The sequence below is a fragment of the Ulvibacterium sp. genome, from assembly GCF_965228935.1.
GTDB lineage: Bacteria > Bacteroidota > Bacteroidia > Flavobacteriales > Flavobacteriaceae > Ulvibacterium.
In genome coordinates this window covers 1,404,601-1,428,453 of the sequence record NZ_OZ245846.1, presented here as the reverse complement: position 1 = coordinate 1,428,453, position 23,853 = coordinate 1,404,601, and the positions used below count along the sequence as shown (strand labels likewise).

General features: G+C 43.1%; 11 protein-coding genes. All 11 read right to left on the bottom strand.

The annotated features are described in order from the left end of the window. Positions 1–77: 77 nt before the first annotated feature. Positions 78–800, bottom strand: a complete 723-nt coding sequence (locus tag ACO06Y_RS05880) for a head GIN domain-containing protein (protein ID WP_422082900.1) — start codon at positions 798–800, stop codon at positions 78–80. Between the two features lie 102 nt (positions 801–902). After that, complete coding sequence (locus ACO06Y_RS05875) at positions 903–1,625, bottom strand: head GIN domain-containing protein (RefSeq protein WP_422082899.1); 723 nt, start codon at positions 1,623–1,625, stop codon at positions 903–905. A 62-nt stretch (positions 1,626–1,687) separates the two neighbouring features. After that, positions 1,688–3,997: an ABC transporter permease gene (locus tag ACO06Y_RS05870; RefSeq protein WP_422082898.1), complete on the bottom strand. Its 2,310-nt coding sequence runs from the start codon at positions 3,995–3,997 to the stop codon at positions 1,688–1,690. Positions 3,998–4,286: 289 nt separating this feature from the next. Next, a complete protein-coding gene (locus ACO06Y_RS05865; RefSeq protein ID WP_422082897.1) occupies positions 4,287–6,704 on the bottom strand; it encodes an ABC transporter permease in 2,418 nt (805 codons plus the stop codon). A gap of 60 nt (positions 6,705–6,764) precedes the next feature. Then, the gene (locus tag ACO06Y_RS05860; protein ID WP_422082896.1) at positions 6,765–9,185 is read right to left on the bottom strand and encodes an ABC transporter permease; all 2,421 of its coding nucleotides are present in this window, start codon (positions 9,183–9,185) and stop codon (positions 6,765–6,767) included. A 10-nt stretch (positions 9,186–9,195) separates the two neighbouring features. Then, positions 9,196–11,610, bottom strand: a complete 2,415-nt coding sequence (locus tag ACO06Y_RS05855) for an ABC transporter permease (protein WP_422082895.1) — start codon at positions 11,608–11,610, stop codon at positions 9,196–9,198. Positions 11,611–11,624: 14 nt separating this feature from the next. Next, the gene (locus tag ACO06Y_RS05850) at positions 11,625–13,991 is read right to left on the bottom strand and encodes an ABC transporter permease (protein WP_422082894.1); all 2,367 of its coding nucleotides are present in this window, start codon (positions 13,989–13,991) and stop codon (positions 11,625–11,627) included. An 82-nt stretch (positions 13,992–14,073) separates the two neighbouring features. Next, on the bottom strand, positions 14,074–16,488 hold the full coding sequence (locus ACO06Y_RS05845; protein WP_422082893.1) for an FtsX-like permease family protein: 2,415 nt from the start codon (positions 16,486–16,488) through the stop codon (positions 14,074–14,076). Between the two features lie 14 nt (positions 16,489–16,502). Beyond that, positions 16,503–18,905 carry an ABC transporter permease gene (locus ACO06Y_RS05840; RefSeq protein ID WP_422082892.1) on the bottom strand — a complete coding sequence of 801 codons (2,403 nt, stop codon included), beginning with the start codon at positions 18,903–18,905 and terminating at the stop codon, positions 16,503–16,505. Positions 18,906–18,960: 55 nt separating this feature from the next. Beyond that, positions 18,961–21,378 (bottom strand): ABC transporter permease, encoded by a 2,418-nt coding sequence (locus tag ACO06Y_RS05835; RefSeq protein WP_422082891.1) that lies wholly within the window; start codon positions 21,376–21,378, stop codon positions 18,961–18,963. A 101-nt stretch (positions 21,379–21,479) separates the two neighbouring features. Continuing rightward, positions 21,480–23,849 carry an ABC transporter permease gene (locus ACO06Y_RS05830; RefSeq protein WP_422082890.1) on the bottom strand — a complete coding sequence of 790 codons (2,370 nt, stop codon included), beginning with the start codon at positions 23,847–23,849 and terminating at the stop codon, positions 21,480–21,482. Positions 23,850–23,853 lie beyond the last annotated feature (4 nt).

Below are 23,853 nucleotides of genomic sequence, written 5' to 3'. Positions count from 1 at the left end.
GCTTCCCTTCCGTTTAATTTGGACATGTGTTATGGAACGCGCCCAATGCGCCGTTTGGAAGGGGAGCACATATTCCTTTAATTCTTGGATACCGATCCCGATCCGGAAATCTGATTAAGCACTTTATCGGGATTGCCCCGATATTGGATATTCCCCGAACCGGAAACCATGGACACCAACGATTCATTTACCGTCACCTCCACATCGGAGGAGCCGGAGAGCTGCAATGTTGCCTCATCGACTTCCAGTTCATAGGCCCTCACATTGGAAGAGCCGGAAGACCGTATCCTAAGTTCTTCGCTATTGCCCTTTAATTCGATATCGCTGGAGCCTGAGGTTGCCACCGTAATATTCGTCGCATCGATCGTTAAATCAATATGCTTTGCGCCCGATACCTGGATGTCCATATCATTGGTTCTAAGTGTTTTCCTTCCCACAAAATCCCCAGATCCTGATAGGCGGATCTTATCGATTTCATCCACGGAAACCGTTATAAAAACGCCTTCGCCACGGGAGGGAACCAGCTGTTTTTTGTCCTTGGGTTTGATGACCAAGATGCCTCTCTTGACCTCGGTTTCGGTATTGTGCAAGATATTTTCCTCGCCCCTGAGCGTTAGTGCCCCTTCCTCACCATCGATTAGTTCAATGTCATAAAATCCACTTGCGGAAATACCGTCATAGGTATCCGTAGTTCTTTCAATAGTCACAATATGACCATTCCCTTTGATCTTTTTGCCCCGTTGGGCATGGGTTATGGCTATACAAACGATTAAGGCGATAAGTGTGATTGCATTTTTCATTTTCTGTGCTTTTTGTTTTTTAATTGATTGTAATACGTATCGGGCCTATTCTTCGTGCTGGACGTACCGGGGTGCTTTTTGAAAAGGAAGCGAACGTATTTTTTACTTCTTGGATACCGATCCCGAACCGGAAACCTTATTAGATATTTTATCGGGATTGCCCCGATATCGTATGTTTGCCGAACCTGAAATTTTGGACGTCAACGATTCGTTAGCCGTAGCACGAATATTGGAAGAACCAGAGGCCTTAAGCTCTACTACGTTGGCCAGCATTTCATAGGCCCGCACATTGGAGGAACCTGAAGAAGTTACCTCTAATGCCTCCGTATTCCCATCTAATTGTATAGTGCTTGATCCGGAGCTTACCGCAATCACCGATCGGGCCTCAATGGACAGCTTCAAATTCCGGGAACCCGAGGTTCGTATTTTGAAATCGTCTCCCTTAAGGGTCGTATGACTATATAGCCTTCCGGCGCCCGAAAGCCGAATGGCGTCGATACTTTCAATAGGAATGGTTATAAGAACCCTCTTGCCCCTAGATGGCCTAAGGTCTACATTGTCAATCTTTTTAATAATCAAGACCTCGTCCTGGACTTCGGTAGTAATATACTCGAGGATATTGTCCTCCCCACTCAAGGTAATATGGCCTTCTTGACCCTGGATCAATTCTACCTCAAAAGAACCTCCAACCCGTAAGCCATCATAATCCTGGGTGTTCCGTTCTATGGTCACCTCATTGCCATTGCCCTTTACCTTTTTGCTACGCTGGGCCTGGGTTACCGCAATACATAGTAGTAATGCAATAAGTGTGTTTAGTTTTTTCATTTTCTATGTTTTTTGTTCCTTAATTGATGATTTCAATGAGACCTGTCAGGTTTAACAACGGTTTATTCTTCCCGCAAAGCCTCTACTGGATTAGTGATTGCCGCTTTAAAACTCTGCCAACTTACCGTAAGCAAGGCAATGATCAGGGCCACTAGCCCTGCCAAGACAAATATCCACCAACTCATGGTTGTTTGATAGGCAAAGCCCTGTAGCCATTGGTTCATACTATACCATGAAATAGGTACCGCAATAACAAAGGCCAAACCGACCCATTTCACAAAGTCCCTGTTCAAGAGCGAAAGAATTTGTGCCATGTTCGCACCATTGACCTTCCGGATACCAATTTCCTTTTTGCGCTGTTGCATGTAGAATGTTGACATGGCCAAAATCCCCATTGCGGAAATAATAAAGGACAAGAGTGTAAAATAGCCGATAATTTTTCCCGTTCTTTCATCTTTTTCATACCATTGATTAATCGTATCCTCAACAAAAGTGAGTTCAAATTGGGTTTCATCGATTAAACTGGCATAGGTCGTTTTAATTTTATCCGCTGTATCAAATAAACTAGTTCCGCTAACTTTGAGAAAAATATTCTCCGCATAGGAGTCCGCCACTTGCTGCCGCAACATCAACGGCCCAATTTTTTCACGTAGTTCCTTAAAATTAAAATCGTTGACCACACCTAAAATGGGTTTTTCTATTTCGCCCATCATAAAAGAAACAGGGTTCTCACCTAGCTCTAATTCCTTGACGGCCATCTCATTGAGATATACCCCATTTTCAGAGTAGGCCACACTGGTACGTTGCATTTTGATATTGAACACATTGAAAAAGGACGAGTCTATTGCAAACTCCTGAAAGCTCACTGATTTTCCCTTGGAATCAAAGGTCTGATTACTTCCTCCACTCAAGGGACTTTGCCAAGTCAAGGAAACATCCTCTACACCGGGAATTTGCAGCAGGGCATTTTTTATGGGTTCTTTTTGTTCATTGCTGCCCAGATATTCCAGATGGACAATATTGTCCTTTTGAAAACCTAGATCCTGGCCACGTAAAAAATTGGTTTGTTTTATGATGATCCAGCTACAGGCCAATAGGGCAATGGCAACGGTATATTGAAACGTAATAAAGGCCTTTCCATAAACACTTTTCACTTTTGTCCGAAACGCCCCGTTGACAACTTCAATAGGTTTAAAATCGGCAATTTTTAGGGCTGGTAAAATACCGGATAAAAACCCTATCAAACCAAATATCCCCAGTAGGGCCAGTAGGTTCGGGATATCTACCTTATCGTTTAAATGTAGCCTCGTATTCAACAAAGAATCAAAAATCGGTTCGATCAGTTTTGCCAAGATCAGCGCCAACAGAACAGCCACCAAACAAAGGGAAATGGACTCTCGGATAAATTGAAGGAACAATTGCTTTTTGGAGCTTCCCAATAATTTTTTTATGGCGACTTCCTTCCCCCGGAAAGTGGCCTGTGCAATGGTGAGATTCACATAATTGCCCACTGCAAGTAACAGTATGAGCAAAACAATGACAGAAAGTATAGTTATCAATGTTCGGCTATTACTTTGGGTGCCATTGCCAACTTTTGGGCTAAAATAAAGTTCTTCCAAGGGAGTGAATTCCACAATACTCGCCCAGCCCTCCATATATAGCCAAAAATCCTTTTTGAATTTTTCCAATATTTCCGGTGCTTTTGCGGGAAGGTTGGAATTTGCCTTCGCCAAGAAATAAATGCTTATGGAACAGAAGCCATATTCTTCCATGATGTTTTCAAAGCCCCATAACTTTTCAAAAGCTTTCATATTGAAAAGCGCATCCTGTTGCATGAAATGCGTGTTTTCGGGAAAGTCCTCCATAATACCTGTTACCATATATTTATGGTCGGTGTTCATGAATACCGATTTACCGACAACATCAATGGAGCCGAACAACTTGATGGCCATGGATCTTGAAAGCACGATACTGTTGGCTGTTTGAAGAACTTCTCCGGGTTTCCCTTTTAAGAGTGGAAATGAAAAAATATCAAAGAAGGAAGCATCTACACCCAAATAATTCATTTTTAGTTTTGGGCCACCGGCTATCATAATTCTTCCGTCGCTCTCCAAAGCCCTTGTGAAATCCTCTATCTCCGGAATACTATTTTTTAAGTCTTCCGCTATGGGAGGTGAAAAATCAACCGTTTCGTTTTCCAATCGGTAAATGCGTTCCTTGTTCACATGGAATTTATCAACGGACAATTCATTTTTGATATAGACGCTCAACAAAAGGATAAAGGTCAAGGAAATGGCAAAACCCAAGACCGTTACGATAGTGTACAATTTATTTTTGACCAAGTGCCTTAAATATGATTTCAATCCAGTCATTTGTGTTTGATTTATCAATTCGTAATAAGCGATTTCACAAAATAGTCCTCCATTTCAAATGATATAGAGTAGTGCCCAGAGCCATGGCTGCAACTACGTTGCAAGCCAAATCGATTTCTATGCCAAAAACATAAGTGGTTTACAATCAAAAGTTTACGTTGGAAATAGAGATTTTTTGATTGGTTTTATGTAAAATATTTGGACAAGTGTTGTCCAAATATTTTACAATGCGAGGATGATTGTTTTTTTGGCGGATTTACCCCGTAAACTTCCTCTTTAGGAAACAAATTTATTCGTCCTTCAAGGTATCCGCGGGATTGGCCACGGCCGCTTGAAAACTTTGCCAGCTTACGGTGAGCAACGCAATGGTAAGAGCCGCTAATCCGGCCAAGGCAAAAATCCACCAATTGATATTCGTTTTATAGGCAAAACCTTGGAGCCACTGGTTCATGGCATACCAGGATATGGGTATGGCCAAGACAAAGGCGAGACCGACCCATTTTACAAAATCCTTGTTCAGCAGGGACAGAATTTCATGTATTCTTGCACCATTGACCTTTCGGATGCCTATTTCCTTTTTTCTTTGGATACAGGTATAGGAGGTCAACCCGAAAAGTCCCATGGACGCAATAAGTATTGCCAAAATCGTGAAGATTTGAAAAGCAGTACCAAAGGCCTTATCCCCGTTGTATTGCGCTTCGAATTTTTGATCCAAAAAGGTGTAGTTGAACGTACTCTCCGGAAACATTGCATTCCATTTGTTCTCTATTTGGGAGATTGCCGCACTTGTTCCCGCTGTTGATAAGGCTTTTTGGTCAATTTTTATGAGCACATTGCTCACATCCCTATTATATCTCAAAATCATGGGTTCTATGCCAGTCTTGAGGCCAAAATGATGATAATCCTTGATGACACCGGAAATGACCCAGTCCATGCCAAAGAACTTTAATGGTTTGTCCACGGCCTCTTCGGCGTTAGGAATCCCCATATGCCTTACAAACCGCTCGTTCATTACGATCCGATTGCTCCAGCTTTCGGTATTTTCCAAAAAGGGGCCTCCAGCAACAAATTCCAATTCCATCAACTCAAAATATTCGGGGCCAACGGCGTAATTGTACCATATGCGTTTGTCATCCCTTTGGCCATTCGGAAACGTGATTCCTACATTGGAATTCAGGTTGTCATATTCACCGCCCGGATACGTCTGGGCGAGAACAGTGGTCTTGACGAACGGAAGTTTTTTAAGCTCGTTCTTGAGGGTCTCGATATCGTTTCTTACCAGGGAATCGGGCCTACTGCCCATTACCTTTCCGTGAATCGCTACCACCTGATCCAAGTTGGCCCCAATGGGTTGATCTTGCAGGAAGTTGATCTGCTTGGTCACCACTATCGTACCAATGATTAAAATAATCGTGGCCAGAAATTGACCGGTTATCAAAGCTTTTCTAATGGTCAGGCCACTTCTAGAAGAACGGATTTTTCCTTTTAGGGCCTTGGCGGGTGTATAGTTGCCCAAAACAAATGCCGGATACATGCCCGATACGACAGTTCCCATTAGAATAAAGCCAATCATAGGGAGAAATGCCTTGATAGTAGAAAAGTCCAAGGTCAATTCCTTTCCAATGTAACTGTTAAATAGAGGCAACACAATCAGTATAAGCACTGTTGCTATCGCCATGGCGATGAAGTTGAGCAGGAAAGACTCCAAAAACGACTGAAGAACAATCTGTGGTTTTTGTGCCCCGGCCACTTTACGGATTCCGGTTTCCTTAGCCCGTTCCAAAGATTTGGCCGTGGAGAGATTAATGTAATTCAACCAGGATAGCACTATAATAATCACAGCTATAGCCAACAAAAAGCTCACCCTGTCGGCACTGCCATTGGCCTCGGCCTCATAGGGCTTATCGGAATAGAGGTGAATGTCCTCCAAGGGTTCCAGGTTATGCCTTTCGTAGGGTAGGGCCTCTACCTTAAAATCCATGACCTTTTGTTTCAATATCTCCGCATTTGCATTCCCATCCAGTTTTAGGTAGGTGAAATAACTATTGCCGTTCCAATTGGGTTCCGGGTTGTTTCGATAACCTTTCCATGTGGATATTGTATTGTAGGACATCAAAAAATCGTTTTTCATATGGATATTGGGGGGGAAATCCTTCAGTATGCCATCTACCGTAAAAATGGTTTCCACCCCAAAAAAGACAGAGATTGCTTTCCCAATGGGATCTTCGTCGCCAAAGATTTTTTGGGCCAAGGACTCCGTCAATAGAACGGTAAAAGGCTTCCTTAAAACGGTATTTTGATCGCCCCTTAGTAAGGGATACCCAAAAACATCAAAAAAGGAAGGATCCGCCAAGGCTCCTTTTAGCTCATTGATCAGGGTGTTTTCCTGTTTTAACGAAACATCGGTAATATGGGCCAATCGTACAAATTCCTCAATCTCGGGAAAAGCCTCCTTTAGCGTAGGGCCACTTAGATTATAGGTTTGTGCATCACCTGGAACAAAGACCCCATCCTCTGTATAGTCCATATATACGCGATATACGTTATCGGAGCCTTTAAAGGTGTCATAACTATATTCGTAGTTTATATAGAGCATAATCAAGACAAAAGAGGCAATACCAATAGCCAGACCAAAAATGTTGATAAAGGAATATAGCTTGTTCTTTAACAGGTAACGTGTGGCAATTTTCAGAAATAGTTTGTACATGGTTTTTTGGTTTTTGAGACCCGTCAGGTTTCCAGTGACATGACGGATCCCTGTTTTGTCTTATTCCGTTCGTAAACTATCCACGGGGTTGGCCACGGCCGCTTGAAAACTTTGCCAGCTTACCGTAATCAAGGCAATGGCAAGAGCCGTTAATCCGGCCAAGGCAAAAATCCACCAACTGATGCTTGTTTTATAAGCAAAGCCTTCTAGCCACTGATCCATGGCATACCAGGATATGGGCACGGCCATGACAAAGGCGAGACCGACCCATTTTACAAAGTCCTTGTTCAGCAGCGAGAGAATTTGTGCTATTGTGGCGCCGTTTACCTTTCGGATACCGATTTCTTTTTTGCGCTGTACAACGGTATAAGAAGTTAGGCCAAACAGTCCCATAGAGGCTATTAGGATTGCTAGAATTGTAAAGATTTGAAATGCCCGACTGAATTTACGGTCTTTTTTATATAACGCTTCAAATTGTTCATCCAAGAAGGAATAATTATAAGTACTTTGCGGAAATATTACGAGCCATATTTTATTGAACTCTGCCAAAGCCTTATCCATTCCTGCCGATGTCAAGGCCTTTTCATTGAATTTCACCAAGATATTATCCGTTTCTTTGTAATGCCTTATAATCAAGGGAACCACGGGTGATTTCATTCCAAAATGATTGTAATCCTTGACCACACCACTTATGGGCCAATCACTTTCTCCGAATCTGATGGTTTTTCCAATAAGACTTTGCATGTCATCAATTCCCATGAAATGGGCCATCTTTTCATTGATGACTATATTGTTGCTAAAACCCCTTGCGGTTTCCTTAAAGGCTTCTCCCGCTACAAAGTCCATTTCCATTACCTCAAAATATTCCGGTCTAGCGGCATAATGGTACCAAATATGCTTTTCATCGGTATGGCCATTTGGGAAAGTCAATCCTACACTTGAATTTATTTCCAAGAAATCATCTCCGGGATAAGTACTTGCTCCTGTTACATTGCTGACGTAAGGGCTGTTTTTTAGTTCATTGATAAATATGTTAATGTCTTGGTGAAAAAGGGAATCTTTCTCACGATCGAACACTTGCCCGCTAAGCGCAACAATCTGGTTTAGGTTGGCCCCGATAGGCCGATTCTTTAAATAATGAATCTGTTTATTGGCCACAAAGGTGCCCGTGAGCAAGGCAATGGTAGCTATAAATTGACAGACGATAAGTCCCTTCCTAAAGGTGAGACCACTTCTTGAGGATTGAACCTTCCCTTTTAACGCTTTGGCCGGATTATATCGGCTCAATATAAAGGCAGGATAAAAAGCCGCCAAAGTGGCCCCCATTACAAGGATGCCAAAATAAGGCAATAGGCCTTTCAACTGTTTTCCGTCCAAGCCCAAGTCTTGTTCCACAAAAGCGTTGAAGCTTGGGAGTAACAGATAGGCAGCCAAAAGGGACAAAATAACGGCAATGCCATTCAATAGGGCAGATTCCAGCAAAAACTGTAGAACCAGTTGCGTTTTTTGGGCACCAACAACCTTGCGGATCCCAATTTCCTTGGCACGCTCCAAGGATTTACTACTGGATAGATTCATATAGTTCATCCAGCTCAGGACCAAGGTGATGAAAGCTATTATTGCCAAAAGCCTTACGCTACTGCCACTGCCATTGGCTTCGGCTTCAAAGGGTTTATTGGAGTACAAATGAATGTCCTCGATTGGTTCAAGGTGATGTTTTTCCTGAAATTCAAACCCCTTGGGTCTAAAGTTCATTACTTTTTGATTGAGCAACTGGACATCGGAATTTTCTGCTAGTTTAAGGTAGGTGTAATACACATTTTGGTTCCACGTATATTTCCAATCTCCTTCAAAAACCTTCCAAGAATAAAAGGTCTTAAAGGAAACCAGCAAATCGTTTTTAATGTGGGTGTTTCTGCCGCTATTATCCATCACCCCTGTTACGGTAAACGATACTGTATCATCCCCCGCTATTTTTAAAGCTTTTCCAATAGGATCCATATCTCCAAAAATCTTTTTGGCCAAAAGGGTGCTCAATACTATGGAATAGGGTTCCTTAAGGGCGGTTTCTACATCGCCTTTGACCAGGCCATGGTCCAAAACGTCAAAATATTCAGAGTCGGCCAAAGACCCAACAATATTGTCATAGGGATAATTGTCCCTTAGCACCACCAAATCGTTGAGACGCCTAAACCGCACAAAATCTTGAATTTCTGGAAATTCAGCTTTTAGTGCGGGACCACTCGCTATATAGGCTTCAGCATCTCCTGGCACATATTTATCCCCTTCCAGATAATCCATATAAACCCTGTACACATGATCGGAACCTTTAAATTTGTCATAGCTATGCTCATAATTCACATAAAGCATGATCAAAACAAATGACGCAATCCCAATGGCCAGCCCAAAAATGTTGATAAAGGAATAGAGCTTGTTCTTTAACAGGTAACGCGTCGCAATTTTTAGGAATAGTTTGTACATCGTTTTTCTTTTATTCGGTTCTTAAGCTTTCTATGGGATTTGCATTTGCTGATTTTATGCCTTGATAGCTTAGGGTGACAATTGCTATGAATAGTACGAGCACACCTGCCAAACCGAACATCCACCATTGCATTTCAATACGATAGGCAAAATCCTGAAGCCATCTTTCCATGGTAAAATAGGTAAAGGGAGTGGCGATAAGTATAGCTGCACAGACAAGTCTTAAAAAATCCTTGGACAGAATTCCTATGATATCCATTTTACTTGAACCAAGCACCTTGCGTATTCCAATTTCCTTTATCCGGATACTGGCCATATATGCCGATAGACTATAAAGTCCAAGACATGAAATCAACAGGGATAGTAGGGCAAAGACATTAAAAACCTTGCTCATTCTATTTTCTGCATCATAAAGTCCGTCTAACCTATCATCGACAAATGAATAGGAGAACGTACTGGAGGGAGCTATGGATTCCACGCTTTTCTCCATATATGCAATAGTCCGAGGCAATTGATTCTCCTGCACCTTTATAAGTAGGTGGCCCCCCGCATAGGGATTGTACTGTATCACTAAAGGTTCAATTGGCGAATGAAGGGAGGCAAAATTAAAGTCCCTAACCACGCCCACAATGTTTGCTGTATCCCTCCCTATAGCTACTCTTTTTCCCACAGGATTATTTGACCCGAATAGTTTTGCCGCTGCCTCATTGATGATGCATTCCTTATTTCCTGTATTGGGTTCTTGACGGAAAAAGTCCCGCCCCTCTTTTATAGGAATATCCAATGTGGATAGGAACTTTTCATCGGACAACATCAGTCGGGCATCAAACCCTTCCGTAACCTTCTGTGTATTCCCAAGAGGTGTAAGAAAATAAGAGCCAAATCGATTTCCAGGAATGTTCGTGGTAGTCGAAAAATTTTCGATTGCGGGATTTTCCAACAACTTGGCCTTCAACGCCCCATAATTCTCCCACATTTCCCTATGCATGGTAATGGCCAGTACCTGCTCCTTATCAAACCCTAAATTCTTGTGATGGAACAGATTCATCTGATTGTAAATGATAACGGTTCCTACAATCATAAATACGGATATTACAAACTGAAAAACAATAAGTGAGTTCCTGACTATTTGTATCCGGGGGCCAGAATTCCTCTTACTATTAAGCGATGAAACAAGATGAAATCTAGAAACAAACACAGCCGGATAAAGACCGGCCAATATCCCAATACTTATAAGCATCAATAACAAAATACCAAAATTGGATAGGGTAAATATGTTCTCTTGGTAAAATGGTTTTGAGGTGAGGTCGTCATAATAGGGAATGGCCGACCCGAAAATCACCAACGCTACTATCATGGAAAGAAACGTGACGAGTAGGGAGTCCATTAAAAACTGCTGGATAAGTTGTTTCCTTTTGGCTCCTACAACTTTTCGGACTCCTATTTCCTTGATCCTGCCGAACGATTGTGTGGTAGAAATATTTATGAAATTGACAGCTGCCAAAAGCAAAATAAATAGGGCTACGAAAGCGAAAATGTATACATAAGTGATATCGCTATTGGGATACATTTCCTTTTCCAATTTGGAGTATAGATGGATATCGGTTATGGGTTGAAGACGAAGCTTTCGGGCGGCCAAAGTCTCCGACGGAGTTTCCCCATGAGGCCCATAAAATTGAACCATGAACTTCTCCATTTTGGATGTCATCGAAATCAATGGCACATCTTCCCTCAATTGGATATAGGTATAGAACCCGGACCATCCCCGACTTGACAGGGCGCCTTGATCTTGATAGTTGCTTATGGTGGGCATGGAAAGTAAATAGTCAAACTTTAAATGTGTCTGGAACGGGAATTTGGCAATGACTCCGGAGACTTTCAATGGAATACGGGCAATATTGTCCATGATTACTTTTCCTAAAGGGTCTTCATTGCCGAAATACTTTAGGGCCATTTCCTCGGTCAAAACAATGCTGTTCATTTCAGAGAGAGCCGTAGTTGCATCCCCTCGGACAAATTCGAGGTCAAACATTTCTACAGCCCCGGGATCAACAATAAATCCCCCCCTTTCTTCAAATTTTCTTGTGTCTCCACTTTTGGATGTATGACTCAGGAGTTGATACGCCGATGGACGATGAAATCGTACGGCCGATTCCACTTCTGGTAATTGCTGTTGTATCTCAGGCCCCATCGGTGGAGGTGTAGCGGCCCAATGGCGTGCCCCTTCGCCCAAATTTTCATTCGTTACCCTGAAAATCCGATCCGATTTCGAAAATGCTTGGTCAAAACTCAACTCGTCCTTTATATGAAAAAGAATGAGCATAACGCTGGCGATTCCAATTGACAGTCCAAAAACTTTAATAAAAGTTTGAAAAGGGCTTATGGATAAATTGCGCCAGGCAACCTTTAGATAGTTTTTTATCATGATTGTCCTATTTTTTATTCATTCCTTAGGGAATCTACAGGGTTGCGATTGGCTGCTACGAGAGTCTGCGCACTTACCATGACCATAGTAAAAAGGGCTACAAAAGCTCCGGCCAAGAGAAAATACCAAAGGTTGGTCCCGGTCTTATAGGCAAATCCCGAAAGCCAGTTATTAGTCAGCAAATGGCTTATGGGCAGTCCTACCACAATAGCTATCAATACGAGTTTTACAAATTCGCCGGACAACAAAAAAGAAATACGGGCACTGCTCCCTCCCAGCACTTTGCGGATTCCGATTTCCTTTTTTCTCCGCTCGGCTGTAAAGGAGACCAATCCAAAAAGTCCCAAACACGAAATGATGATGGCCAAAGCCGCAAAATACCCGGATAGGACCGATACACGCTGTTCCGCTTTGTAAAGTTCTTGGTAATTCTCGTCCAGGAACCTATAATCGAACAAAAAACCGGGATTAAACTCTTGGTATAAATCCTCCAATAGGGCCAAGGTTTCCTTTTCCTTGCCAGCCGCAATTTTTACCATAAACTTGGAAATCCTGTCCGGCCATAAATTGATGATCATTGGCTTAATGTTCTCGTGCAGCGATTCAAAATGGAAGTTTTTGACCACTGCAATAATTTCCCGGTCCATACCCCGAAAATTGATGGTCTTTCCCACAGGGTCTTCCAATTGCATATGGGCAATGGCAGCTTCGTTGAGAATGACCTTGGTATCCTCCGAAGTAAAATTTTTGGAGAACGTCCTTCCTTCTACCAGCTCAATATCCAACATTTCGAGCAAGCCATAATAGGCTATCATGTTTTGAAACGAGGTATGGTCATTAGGGTCTTTTCCTTCCCAGTCAAAGCCACCTACTCCCCAACCTTGATTGGTCATCTTGTTTCGGCTACTGGAGGCGCTGACGACCCCGGGCACCCTTTCCAATTCCGCCAAAAAAGTATCCATATGACCTTGATCCATTGTTTTTCCTTCCCGATCAAAATGAATAATCTGTTCTTTACTATAGCCCAGGTTTTTGTTTTGTATAAACTCGATCTGCTGGTATACCACCAGAACGGAGACAATAAGGATTACGGAGACTGTATACTGGATGATAACAAGTCCCTTGCGGGTCCATACCTCTCCAATTGAGGTATTCAATTTCCCTTTTAAAATGGACACGGGATTGAAACCGGAAAGGTACAGGGCCGGATAGCTTCCGGAAAGTAATCCGGTGAACAGGGTTATGGCCGATAAAGAAAGTATAAATCCGAGACTAAAATCCATGGTCAGCTGTTTTCCCGTAATCTGGTTAAACTCCGGTAATAACAGGGCCACATAAATCAAGGAAAGCACCAATGCCATGGATGTCAAGGCTATGGCTTCGGTCAGATACTGGAAGATCAAGGCTTTTCTATTGGCCCCGACCACTTTCTTGACACCGATTTCCTTGAGTCTACGGGATGCCCTGGCAGTCGATAGGTTCATGAAATTGATACAGGCGATGACCAAAATAAACAGTGCGATGATAGCGAACAGTTTTACATAAGTAATCCTTCCTCCCGCTTGCACGCCATTCTCATATTTTCCATACAAATATTCCTCCGAGTACTTTTTTATGAAAGGGGTACGGTGCATTTGTCTGTTGCCCGTCTTTTCCCGAATAAAATCATGGATTTTTTCATTGAAGGCAAGAACATTGATCCCTGGTTCCATTTGAAGGTATAGGTGGGTGGATTGGCTCCCCCAATCCATAAGATTGGGCTGGGAAGGGATGAGCTCTTCATACGATAACACAAAATCGAACTTTTCGGAAGATTGCTTCGGAATATCCTTGAAAACACCGGATACCGAGAACTGTTTTTCATTTTGAAGGGTGAGCGTTTTTCCCATGGCTTGTCTAGATGAGCCAAAAAAGGAATTCGCCATGGTTTCGGACAGTACTATGGTATTCGTATCGGCCCAAAGATTGTTCTTATCGCCCTGGATCAGGGGAAAGGAGAACACCTTAAAATAGTCCTTGCTTACGTAATGGCCAACCCCCTTTATCGTCTTGTCCGCTAGGGAAAGTGTTGCGTTGTCCAAGTATTTTGCTACCCGAACCGTACGGACCACTTCCGGCATTTCCTTGAGCAAAAGCTGGGCCATGTTTCCGGAGGTAACTTCATTCGCAATGGTCTGCTGTGGAAATTCATAAAACTCCATCAAATGAAAGATCCGATCATCTTTATCATGGAACTTGTCGGTAAGCAACTCATCATTTACCCACAAGTAAATTAGGGTAGCACAGGCGAGGGCCGTGGATAGCCCTACCATATTTATAAAAAAGGAGAATTTGTACTTTAAAATGTTTCGCTTAAAAAGATTTACGTAATGTCGTAACATGGGCTTTTGTTGTTTTAGAGACCCGTCAGGTTTGAGCTTGTCCGCCCTTTTTTGGCGGAAAACCTGACGGGTATAGATTCGTTTATTCCGTTCGTAAACTTTCCACGGGATTGGCTATGGCAGCCTTGATTGCCTGATAACTAACCGTGGATAAAGCAATCAGCAATGCTCCCGCCCCGCCCAAAACAAAGATGGCCCAAGTTATGTCAATGTGGTAGGTGTATTCCTCCAACCATTGTCCCATAAAATGCCATGCCAATGGAGCGGCTATAAGAAATGCTATGGCTATCAATATGATAAATTCCTTGGAAAATAGATATACGATATGGCCCACCGTTGCTCCCAAAACTTTTCGGATGCCCGCTTCTTTCGTACGTTGGTTCACCATAAAGGAGGCTAATCCGTAAAGCCCAAGGCAACTCAATAAAATTGCGATAAGAGCAAACAACTTATACATTTGGGACAGCTTTTTTTCCTCCGCATAAAAATTGGCAATCTTATCATCCAAGAACTGGTACTCAAATGCATAATTGGGAAAGGTATCGTCCCATATTTTTTCAATGGCCGGTATGCTATTTGAAATATTGTTCGTTGCCAATTTGATTCCTGCCAAATTAAACCAGCTTTTTCTATTGACCATTATTATGGAGGACATTCCATCCTTGAACGTACTACTGTGATAGTCCTTCACTACACCAACTATTTTGCCCTCTATTCTACCGCCCGCCAGGCTTGCCTTTTTGTTTAGGATTTCGTTTGGGTCGGTGACTCCAAGGCGTTTCATCAAATCCTCGTTTACCAGAACTTCCACAGCCTCCGAAGGCTTTTTTACATTCCTACCGGCCACCAGGGAAAGTCCATAAGTCTCTAAATAATTATGATCAATTCCTTTTCGTATGCTATAAAAGTCCGTTTCCTTGGATGCGTTGTCGTATACAAACCTCGACCAATTGTTTGTCCTATACTCGGTGGGAGTATTGGAACTAAAGCTTACATTCCGGATGCCGTTTGTAGCCAATAATGTATTGCTCAAATAATCAATTTTTCCCATGCTAATACTATCCCGAGGTATCAATACGTTTACAATAGCTTCTTTGTCATAGCCCATAGATTGGTTGGTAAAATAATCCATCTGTTGCACCATGATCATTGTTCCAAAAATAAGTGCCTGTGCAATGGCAAATTGAAAAACAACAAGACTTCGCCTTAAGGTAATACCTTCATTTTTACCAACTTTTCCCTGGTTTTTTAGTGCGGAAGCGGGATTGAACCTGGAAAGCACCCATGAGGGGTAAAAGCCTGCCAAAAAAGTCACGGCCAAGGCCAGTATACCCAGTAACATAAAGGTCTTCAAATCCAAGACCGAGGTAATGGAGAGGGATAAATCCAAAAGTTTAGCGATAGTCGGCAAGAACGCAAAGACGATTATGGATGCCATACAAATCGCGGCCATAACGATTAGGAAGGTTTCGGCCAGAAACTGTATTTTCAATTGGGTTTTTGTACTACCAATGACCTTTCTTACCCCTATCTCTTTGGAACGGTTTACAGCTTGTGCCGTAGAGAGGTTTATGAAATTGATACAGGCAATCAAAAGAATGAAAATCCCGATGAGCCAAAGGATGTTTATCAGCTTTTGACTTATTGTTTTTCCACTATAATTTCCGGTCCGGGCATCATAATGGATCTTATCCAAGGACTGCAATAAGTGTATATCTTTGTTGTAGCCTGTCTTTTTTTCCTGGGACAGTACTTTTAATCGGGCATTGATATCTCGTTCCGAAACATTTGGGGGCAATAGCACAAAACAGCCAAACCTTCCATTAGTGCCATTCCAGTTGTCCGAGTTTTGAAAGTTGGTCGTATAACCGGTACCATAGGATATTACCGCCTTAAACCGCAAATCTGTATTTGTTGGTATGGTTCCCAAAATACCCGTCACGGTCAAAACTTCATTGTTATTCCATTTAATGGTCTTTCCTACCGCATCTTCCCAGTTGTCAAAATACCGCTCAGCGGTTTCTTTTACGAGAACTACGTTGTTCAGGTCTTTTAAGGAAGCTGGGGTACCGGCCAGCCATTCATAATCCAAAATATCGAATAGGGCAGGTTCCGCCAAAAACACCCCTTCCTTCTCCTTGAACTTCTTAACCGGATTTCCGTTCGCATCCAGCACCAATATCTGATCATCACCATCGGAATATATTGCCGATACTTTCTCCAATTCCGGGAAAGAATTTTTAAGTTCTTCGGGCAATGGATACGGAACCCCACTGCCATAGAAGATTTCAGGCTCGGCATGATGGTACTCCGTTAAAACACGAAAGACGCGATCCTTGTTTTCATGGTAATCATCGAAACTCGATTCAAATTGTGTAATGATAAAGATCACAAAACAAACGGCAATGCCTAGGGCCAAACCTCCAATATTGATCAGCGTGTGGTTTTTTCGGCGAATAAGATTTCTAACGGCTACTTTTAAATGATTTTTCAGCATGATAGGTGTTTTTTCTATTCTGTCCGTAAACTTTTTACCGGGTTGGCCAAGGCTGCTTTTATAGCATGAAAACTTACGGTAAGTACAGCAATTAAGGCAACCAGAAAACCTACCCAAACAAATGTCAACGGATTGATTGCTATTCGATTCTCATAACCTTCGATCCAATTTTGCATCGCATACCAGGCCAAAGGCACGGCAATGACGAGGCTTATGAATACCAGCTTTAAAAAGTGAATGGAAATCATTCGTACAATACCCCTGACCGAGGCGCCCATCACTTTTCGAATACCTATTTCCTTGGTACGTAACTCTATGACCAATAGGGAAATGGCAAAAAGTCCCAGGCAGGAAAGTAAAATGGCTATGCCCGAAGCAAGTCCAAAAATCCGGGTCATCGTTTGCTCCACTTCATACCAGGCCTGAAGGTTTTCATCCAAAAAAGAAGCATTGAATAACGATTTGGGGGCTACTTTTTCCCAGACCGAGGCAAGCTGCTCCATAGCGAGCTGTGGATTATCCGTGTTCACTTTTAGAAATATATAATTGATGGCTTCATCGGCGGAAAGGTCAATGAGGATTGGCAGCGTTTTTTCGGATGGGGAGTAGGCATTGAAATCCGGAACCATCCCGATTATTTGATTTCCCTCTTCCCCGTCCAGATACTTTCCAACGGGATCAGGCTCTCCCATGGCCCTTGCAAAACTTTCCGTAACGATTACCGCATTTGTGATGTCCGTACCAAAGGCTGGATCAAAATCCCTTCCCTTTAGGATGGGAATACGTAACGTTTTTAAATAACCGAAATCGCCCAAAAGTCTGTAGGCCGAAATCTGTTTTTGATCGTAATCCAGCCCAACGATCGAAGTAGAAGTTGTACGGTCCCGTCCCCTACCCAGATTTCCTCCTGCACCTGCAATAGAAACAACATCGGAATTATCCGCAAGTTCATTTCGCATCCGTGCCAGTACCTTTCGGCCATCTTCCTGATGACCCACAGGAATGCTAACCACTTGCTCCTTATCGAACCCTATGGGTATCTCCCGTAAAAAATCAAGTTGCTGGCCAGCTATCCAACTCACACATATCAATAGACTGGAAATTGCAAACTGACCTATCAACAAGGTATTTCGTAACGCTCCAGGTTTTTTTGTAGATACATTGCCCTTTAAAATTTCAACCAGTCGGAAATTGGCCATTTTAAGCGCAGGATAGCCTCCGGCTATCAAAGTGACACCGATAAAGACACTGGCCAGTATGGCCAAAAAGGTAGGATGGAACAATACGGCAATGTCCAGCCCACCTCCAAACTGCGCGCTAAAGGACGGTAATAATCGATATGCAACTACCATACCTATACTAAAACCGAAAAAGTAGAGCAGAAACGCTTCTCCCCAAAGCTGTAGAAAAAGCTGTCCCTTAAAGGCTCCCAATGTTTTGCGCACCCCCAATTCACGGCTTCTTTTAAAGGATTGGGCCATATTGAGATTTACAAAATTGAAACAGGCAATCAATAGAATAAAAGCACCCAAAGCCATAATAGCGTATATCAAGGTCTTTGGGGCGCTCCGCTCTCCGGAAAAATGGATGTTCTCGATATTGGTCAAACTTATATTGAGCAACTCACGGGTTTCCATTGCTGCTGGATGCTCGGATTTCAATTGTGCCAATTGTTCGGGATAATATTTCTCCACAAATGGAATCAATTTGTCCTCGACTATCCTAAGATCGGTATTCTTGACAATCTTGATAAAGACGTTGGATGCGTTTGATGCCCAGTTATTTTTGTTTTCGGTATAGCCATTGAGCGATTCTATTCGGGCAACGGCGTCAAAACGGATGCTGCTATTTTTTGGAGCGTCCTTTACTACGGCGGACACCGAATAGATTTGTTCTTCCCCTGGTTTGCCTATTTTTAATTCCTCTCCGATAGGGTCTGTATCCCCAAAAATGGCATGGGCCGTACTTTCGCTCAGAGCGATATCATGTATGCCGGAAAGCACCGTCCCTCTATCCCCCTTTAGAATGTGAAAAGTAAAGAGGTCGAAGAAATCGGGTTCGGTCCGGGTAACCAACCGTTCTAAATTTTTATTCCCATAGGCAATGTTCTCCAGCATTCCCGAATTGACCGTTACTGCAGCTTCGATTTCCGGAATTTCGGCCACAAGGGCAGTTGCCGCCGGCAATGGCATTTGGGAGCTTACCTCAGGGCCTTGTACCCGGTTCGTAAAACGTGACGTTCGGAACAATTGGCTTTTTTCCTCATGAAAGGAATCAAAGCTCAAATGGAAATAGGCTACAAGAAATAATGGGATGCAGATGGAAAATGCTACGGCCAATCCGGTTACGTGGATAAAGGCGTGGAGCTTGTTCCCCATAATATTCCTCCAAGCGATTTTTAAATAGTTTTTGAGCATGTTTTCTTTTTTTGTTTAGACCTGTCAGGTTTCCGGAAACCTGACGGGTATTTCGTCATTCCGAGCGCAAACTTTTTAATGGCTGCGTCAATGAGGCACTAATAGATTGATAACTGATTGTAAACAACGCAATGATTAGGGCAATGGCCCCAGCGCTCAGGAATACCTGCCAACCCAAATCGATTCTATAGGCAAAATCCTCAAGCCAACGATGCATCATATACCACCCAATGGGCACCGCAATAAGAATCGATAGCAAAATCAACTTTAAGAAATCCCAGGTCAATAGTGTATAGATTGCCTGGAAAGGGGCACCCAAGACAATGCGTATGCTTATTTCTTTTTTTCGTTGTTCTACCATAAATGCGGACAGGGCAAAAAGACCAAGACATGCAACGAAAATGGCAAAGAGGGCAAAGCTGTTGAAAATCTGGCCCATCCGTAGTACGTCATTGTGCATTTGGGCAAATCTTTGATCCAAGAACGTATAGCTCAAAGCTTGGTTGGGCACATTGCGGTCCCAAATGGCCGTAATCGCAGCTAGGGATTCGGCAATGTTCCCTGGATCAACCTTTACTGCGATGGTTCCAAGATCGCTACCAACGCATAGGGCCAGAGGAGTAATATCTTCTTTCATGGATTTAAAGTGAAAGTCATCCACGACCCCTACAATGATCCAATGCTGGTAATTGTTATCGATCTGTTTCCCCAAGGGTTGCTCAAGCCCCAGATCATGTGCCATTTTTTTGTTGATAATAATCGAGTTGACCGAATCGGAGGCAAAATCCCTTGAAAAATCCCGTCCTTCCACTATTTGCATGCCCATGGTTTTAATATAGTCATAGTCTATACGCCAGGTTTGGCTCAAAACACCGACGTTTTCGCTTCCCTCGCCTACCACAGTAAAGGTGGTCTGATTTCGTTTGGAACCTTCAACAGGCAAATAGTCACTTGCGGAAACCTTCTTTACCTGGGTCAATTGCAAGAGCTGTTCCTTAAAGCTATCTGCCTTGCTCCCCAATATATTGGCACCTTCCAAAACCACGACCTGTTCCTTATCGTACCCCAAGTCCTTTTCCAGGATAAAATTCATCTGCTTGTAGATAATCAGCGTTCCTATAATCAAAACAACCGATGTTGCAAACTGAAAAACAACCAGTCCACTGCGTAATTTGCCACTTTTACCCCCTATGTTTAAACTTCCCTTTAAAACATTCACCGGTCTAAAAGCAGAGAGGTAAAACGCCGGATACAATCCCGAGATAATACCAATAATCAATGCAGAGATAAGTAGAACAGGTATAAACGGCCATGCGGTCCAAGGCATTTCTATGGTCTTCCCAGTAATGGAGTTGAAAAGAGGAAGTAACGTCCATGCGGTCAATACACCGATAACAAAGGATACAAGGCTAAATAAAATGGATTCCGTAAGAAACTGGGCCATAAGGTTGCTCTTGAACGCACCAACGGTCTTGCGCAAACCCACTTCTTTTGCCCTATTCGCCGATCTTGCCGTTGACAAGTTAATAAAATTGATACATGCCAAAAGCAATATGAACCCCGCAATAGCTGCAAATAGATATACAAAGCGGATATCTCCGTGCGGTAATCCATCGGCCATTTCGATGTCCGATTTTAAATGGATGTCGCCAATTGGCTGTAATTTGTAGGTTATCCTCTTTAAAATGTCTATAAAAGAGGCATCCCTACCCCTTTTTATCTGTGCGGGAATAACGTACTTCTTTAGTATGGAACGCATTTTGTCCTGTAACGCAATTACATCGCTTTTTCCATCCAAAAGGACATAGGTAAAATAGTTTTGCGAAGTCCAACTTGCATTGGAGTCATCAATAGGCAACAAGAAATTAAAGTGAAGATGCGAATTACTTGGAAAATCGGGCATCACACCTGTTATGGTATATGGTCTTGAAGCATCGTCGTCCAAGATCAAGGTCTGTCCCAAGGCTTTTCCCTTGGGGAAGTATTTTACTGCCTTTGATTCCGAGATAACCAAGTTTCGCGGCCCTATCAATGCTTCTCTAGGGTTGCCTTGTAGGAGTGGGATTTCCAATATTTCGAATATATTCTGGTCTCCGTACAAAAAACCCTGCTCAAAAACATTCTGGGTTTCTGCGAACGGGCGGAAGGCCCTTTTTCCTCCGGAAGAAAGGGCAGAGCCATATATTTTGCCGGCCTTTTCAATTTCGGGGAAATCCGCCTCCAGTGTTTGAGCCATGGGCAATGGAAAATGGGTGCTCTTTTTCATTTCCCCATCAATTTCGGCCTGCATGACCACCCTATACATTTGATCTGATTGGGAGTAGTGTGTATCATAGCCCAATTCGTCCCTTATGAATAGCGCAATTAGTAAGCAGGCAGCAATCCCAAGGGCAAAGCCACCAATTTTTATACCGGTAAAAAACTTCTCTTTTTGAATACTTCGCCAGGCGATTTTTAAATAATTCTTCAACATGGTTCTCGTTTTCTAGTAGACCTGCCAGGTTGAGACTTGTCCGCCCGATTGCTGAGCTGGGTCGAAGCATAGGTGGAAAACCTGCCAGGTCCGTATTTGTTTTATTCCGTTCTCAAGCTCTTCACTGGATCGGCATTGGCCGATTTTATGGATTGCCACCCTACGGTAAACAAGGTAATCAGTATGGCAAACCCCGCGGTTAGTACAAATACACTCCAGTGGATTTGGATTTTATAGGCAAACCCCTGTAACCAAGTACTCATAAAGTAATAGGCAACGGGCGATGCTATCAATACCGCCAGTAACACCAGTTTCATCAGATCCTTGGAGACAAGTGCAATAATACTTCCCACACTTGCGCCAAGCACTTTTCGGATGCCGATTTCCTTGGTTCGTTGTTTGGCCATAAAGGTGGCCAGGCCAAAAAGTCCCAAGCATGAAATGAGGATGGAAATGATGGCAAAATAGTAGGCCAAGATCCCGGTAAGGGTCTCACTTTTATAAGCCATAGCATATTCCTCATCCACAAAACCGTAATGAAGTGGCAGATCCGGTAAGGTTTCTGTAAATACCGTTTGTAACGAAGCCAAGGCTTCCTTGGTCTTTCCGGCTTCCAATTTTACGAACATACTTCCGGCATTGTCAGGATCCAAAAGGAAGACCGCAGGTTGTATGGGCTCGTATAAGGACCGGTTGTGAAAATCCTTGAGTACCCCGATTATCTGACGGGGTTTGCGCCATAGCTGAATGCTTTTTCCTATGGGATCCTTAATCCCCATAATCTCTATGGCCTTTTCGTTAAGAACAATGTTCAGGGTATCCGAACTCCCTTCACGGTAATAGCTCCCCTCTTTTAACGGAATATCGAACACCTCGTTAAAATTATGGGCGGTCCAAAGCAGGGAAAATTCAATATTCTCTTGCTCCAGGGTCTTGCCCGGCCAACTGACCCCACTGGAGGAAGCCACCATATTTAAGGGGGAGGGACCGGCCAAGGTAACATCCTCAATGGCATTGGAGGTAAGCAGTTCGTTACGCAGTACCTCATACTTCGCGGTCAGTGCTTTATCCTGGTGAAGCGATACCATTTGTTCCTTCGCAATTCCCAAATCTTTTTGATTGATATACTCAATTTGCAATTGTACGACCAAGGCCGCCACGATGAGAAGGGAGGTCAATCCAAACTGTAGCACGACCAAGGCCTTTCTTAGGGATATGGTGTTTTTCTGTTCCTGGCCCTGACCCTTCAATGCGGCAATGGGCCTAAAAGATGAAATGACCAGGGCCGGATAGACTCCGGACAGCAGGGTGGTACATACAAAAACGACAAAAACGCCCAACCAAATAAGCGGTTCCGTAGAATTCAACGAAAGTTGTTTTTCTACAAGACCATTAACACTCGGCAAAAGCAACAGGGTAAACATATAGGCAATCAAAAACGATATCCCGGTAATTAGGGATGTCTCGGTAAGAAATTGCCCCATAAGGTTGTCTCTTTTGGCCCCTATTACCTTGCGTACCCCTATTTCACCTGCTCTTTTGGTAGCATGGGCCGTTGAGAGGTTTACAAAATTGATACATGAAATAATCAATAAAAAAATGGCGGCCAGGGTAAATATCCGCACATACGCTATGCGGCCACCACTCACCTGGGCCTTTTCATCAAATTGATTGTACAGATAATCGTCCGAAAATTTTTGAAGAAAGCAACCTTCCTTAAATTCTCCCTGTATATTGGCCTGAAACAGTTTGTTCAACTTTGCGGAAACTTCCTGTGGGTCGGCATCGGGTCGCAACAAAAAGGCGCCTTGCATTCCGTTGTTGCCCCACTCCAGCATCCAATCGTTATCATTCAGGTATTTGTCAAAGCTGTAATAAAAATCGTTTTGAATGGAGGATTGTTTCGGAAAATCCTTGTAGACCGCCTCAACGGTAAAATCCCCGTTATCCAAGATGGTAACGCTACTTCCAATGGCTTTTTTGGGCCAATCCGACCCCCAAAATCGTTTTGCCAGACTTTCGGAAATGGCTAGGGCTTCCGGTTTTTTGTCCAATTGTGTAATATCTCCCAACAGTATCGGAAAGGAGAAACTGGAAAAGAAATCGGCGTTGGCAAACGCACCTGAGGCCCTAAAATCAATATTGTCCAACTTCAGGTTATCCTCAAAACTACGGCCCAGGGTAATGTACTTTTCGATTTCGGGTAGTTGTTCCTTAGCCGTCCTAAGGAGCGGGTAGGATATTCCAGCATATACGTCCAAAACACCTTCCTCCAAGGGAATGGTGCGTTTTACCCGGTACAGCTGATCGTCATTGGCATGAAATTTATCCATACCGTATTCATCCTGTACCCAAAGCAACATCAAAAAGGACACGGTCAAGGCAATGGATAGCCCCAACACATTGATCGAGAAATAGCCTTTATTTTTAAGGAGACTTCTCCAGGCGATTTTTAGATAGTTTTTAAACATGCGA

Bases quoted from the DNA above. Each gene is read 5' to 3' on its own strand.
- ACO06Y_RS05865 (WP_422082897.1), bottom strand. From the start codon at position 6,704: ATGTACAAACTATTTCTGAAAATTGCCACACGTTACCTGTTAAAGAAC.
- ACO06Y_RS05860 (WP_422082896.1), bottom strand. From the start codon at position 9,185: ATGTACAAACTATTCCTAAAAATTGCGACGCGTTACCTGTTAAAGAAC.
- ACO06Y_RS05830 (WP_422082890.1), bottom strand. From the start codon at position 23,849: ATGTTTAAAAACTATCTAAAAATCGCCTGGAGAAGTCTCCTTAAAAAT.
- ACO06Y_RS05840 (WP_422082892.1), bottom strand. From the start codon at position 18,905: ATGCTCAAAAACTATTTAAAAATCGCTTGGAGGAATATTATGGGGAAC.
- ACO06Y_RS05850 (WP_422082894.1), bottom strand. From the start codon at position 13,991: ATGTTACGACATTACGTAAATCTTTTTAAGCGAAACATTTTAAAGTAC.
- ACO06Y_RS05875 (WP_422082899.1), bottom strand. From the start codon at position 1,625: ATGAAAAAACTAAACACACTTATTGCATTACTACTATGTATTGCGGTA.
- ACO06Y_RS05835 (WP_422082891.1), bottom strand. From the start codon at position 21,378: ATGTTGAAGAATTATTTAAAAATCGCCTGGCGAAGTATTCAAAAAGAG.
- ACO06Y_RS05880 (WP_422082900.1), bottom strand. From the start codon at position 800: ATGAAAAATGCAATCACACTTATCGCCTTAATCGTTTGTATAGCCATA.
- ACO06Y_RS05855 (WP_422082895.1), bottom strand. From the start codon at position 11,610: ATGATAAAAAACTATCTAAAGGTTGCCTGGCGCAATTTATCCATAAGC.
- ACO06Y_RS05870 (WP_422082898.1), bottom strand. From the start codon at position 3,997: ATGACTGGATTGAAATCATATTTAAGGCACTTGGTCAAAAATAAATTG.
- ACO06Y_RS05845 (WP_422082893.1), bottom strand. From the start codon at position 16,488: ATGCTGAAAAATCATTTAAAAGTAGCCGTTAGAAATCTTATTCGCCGA.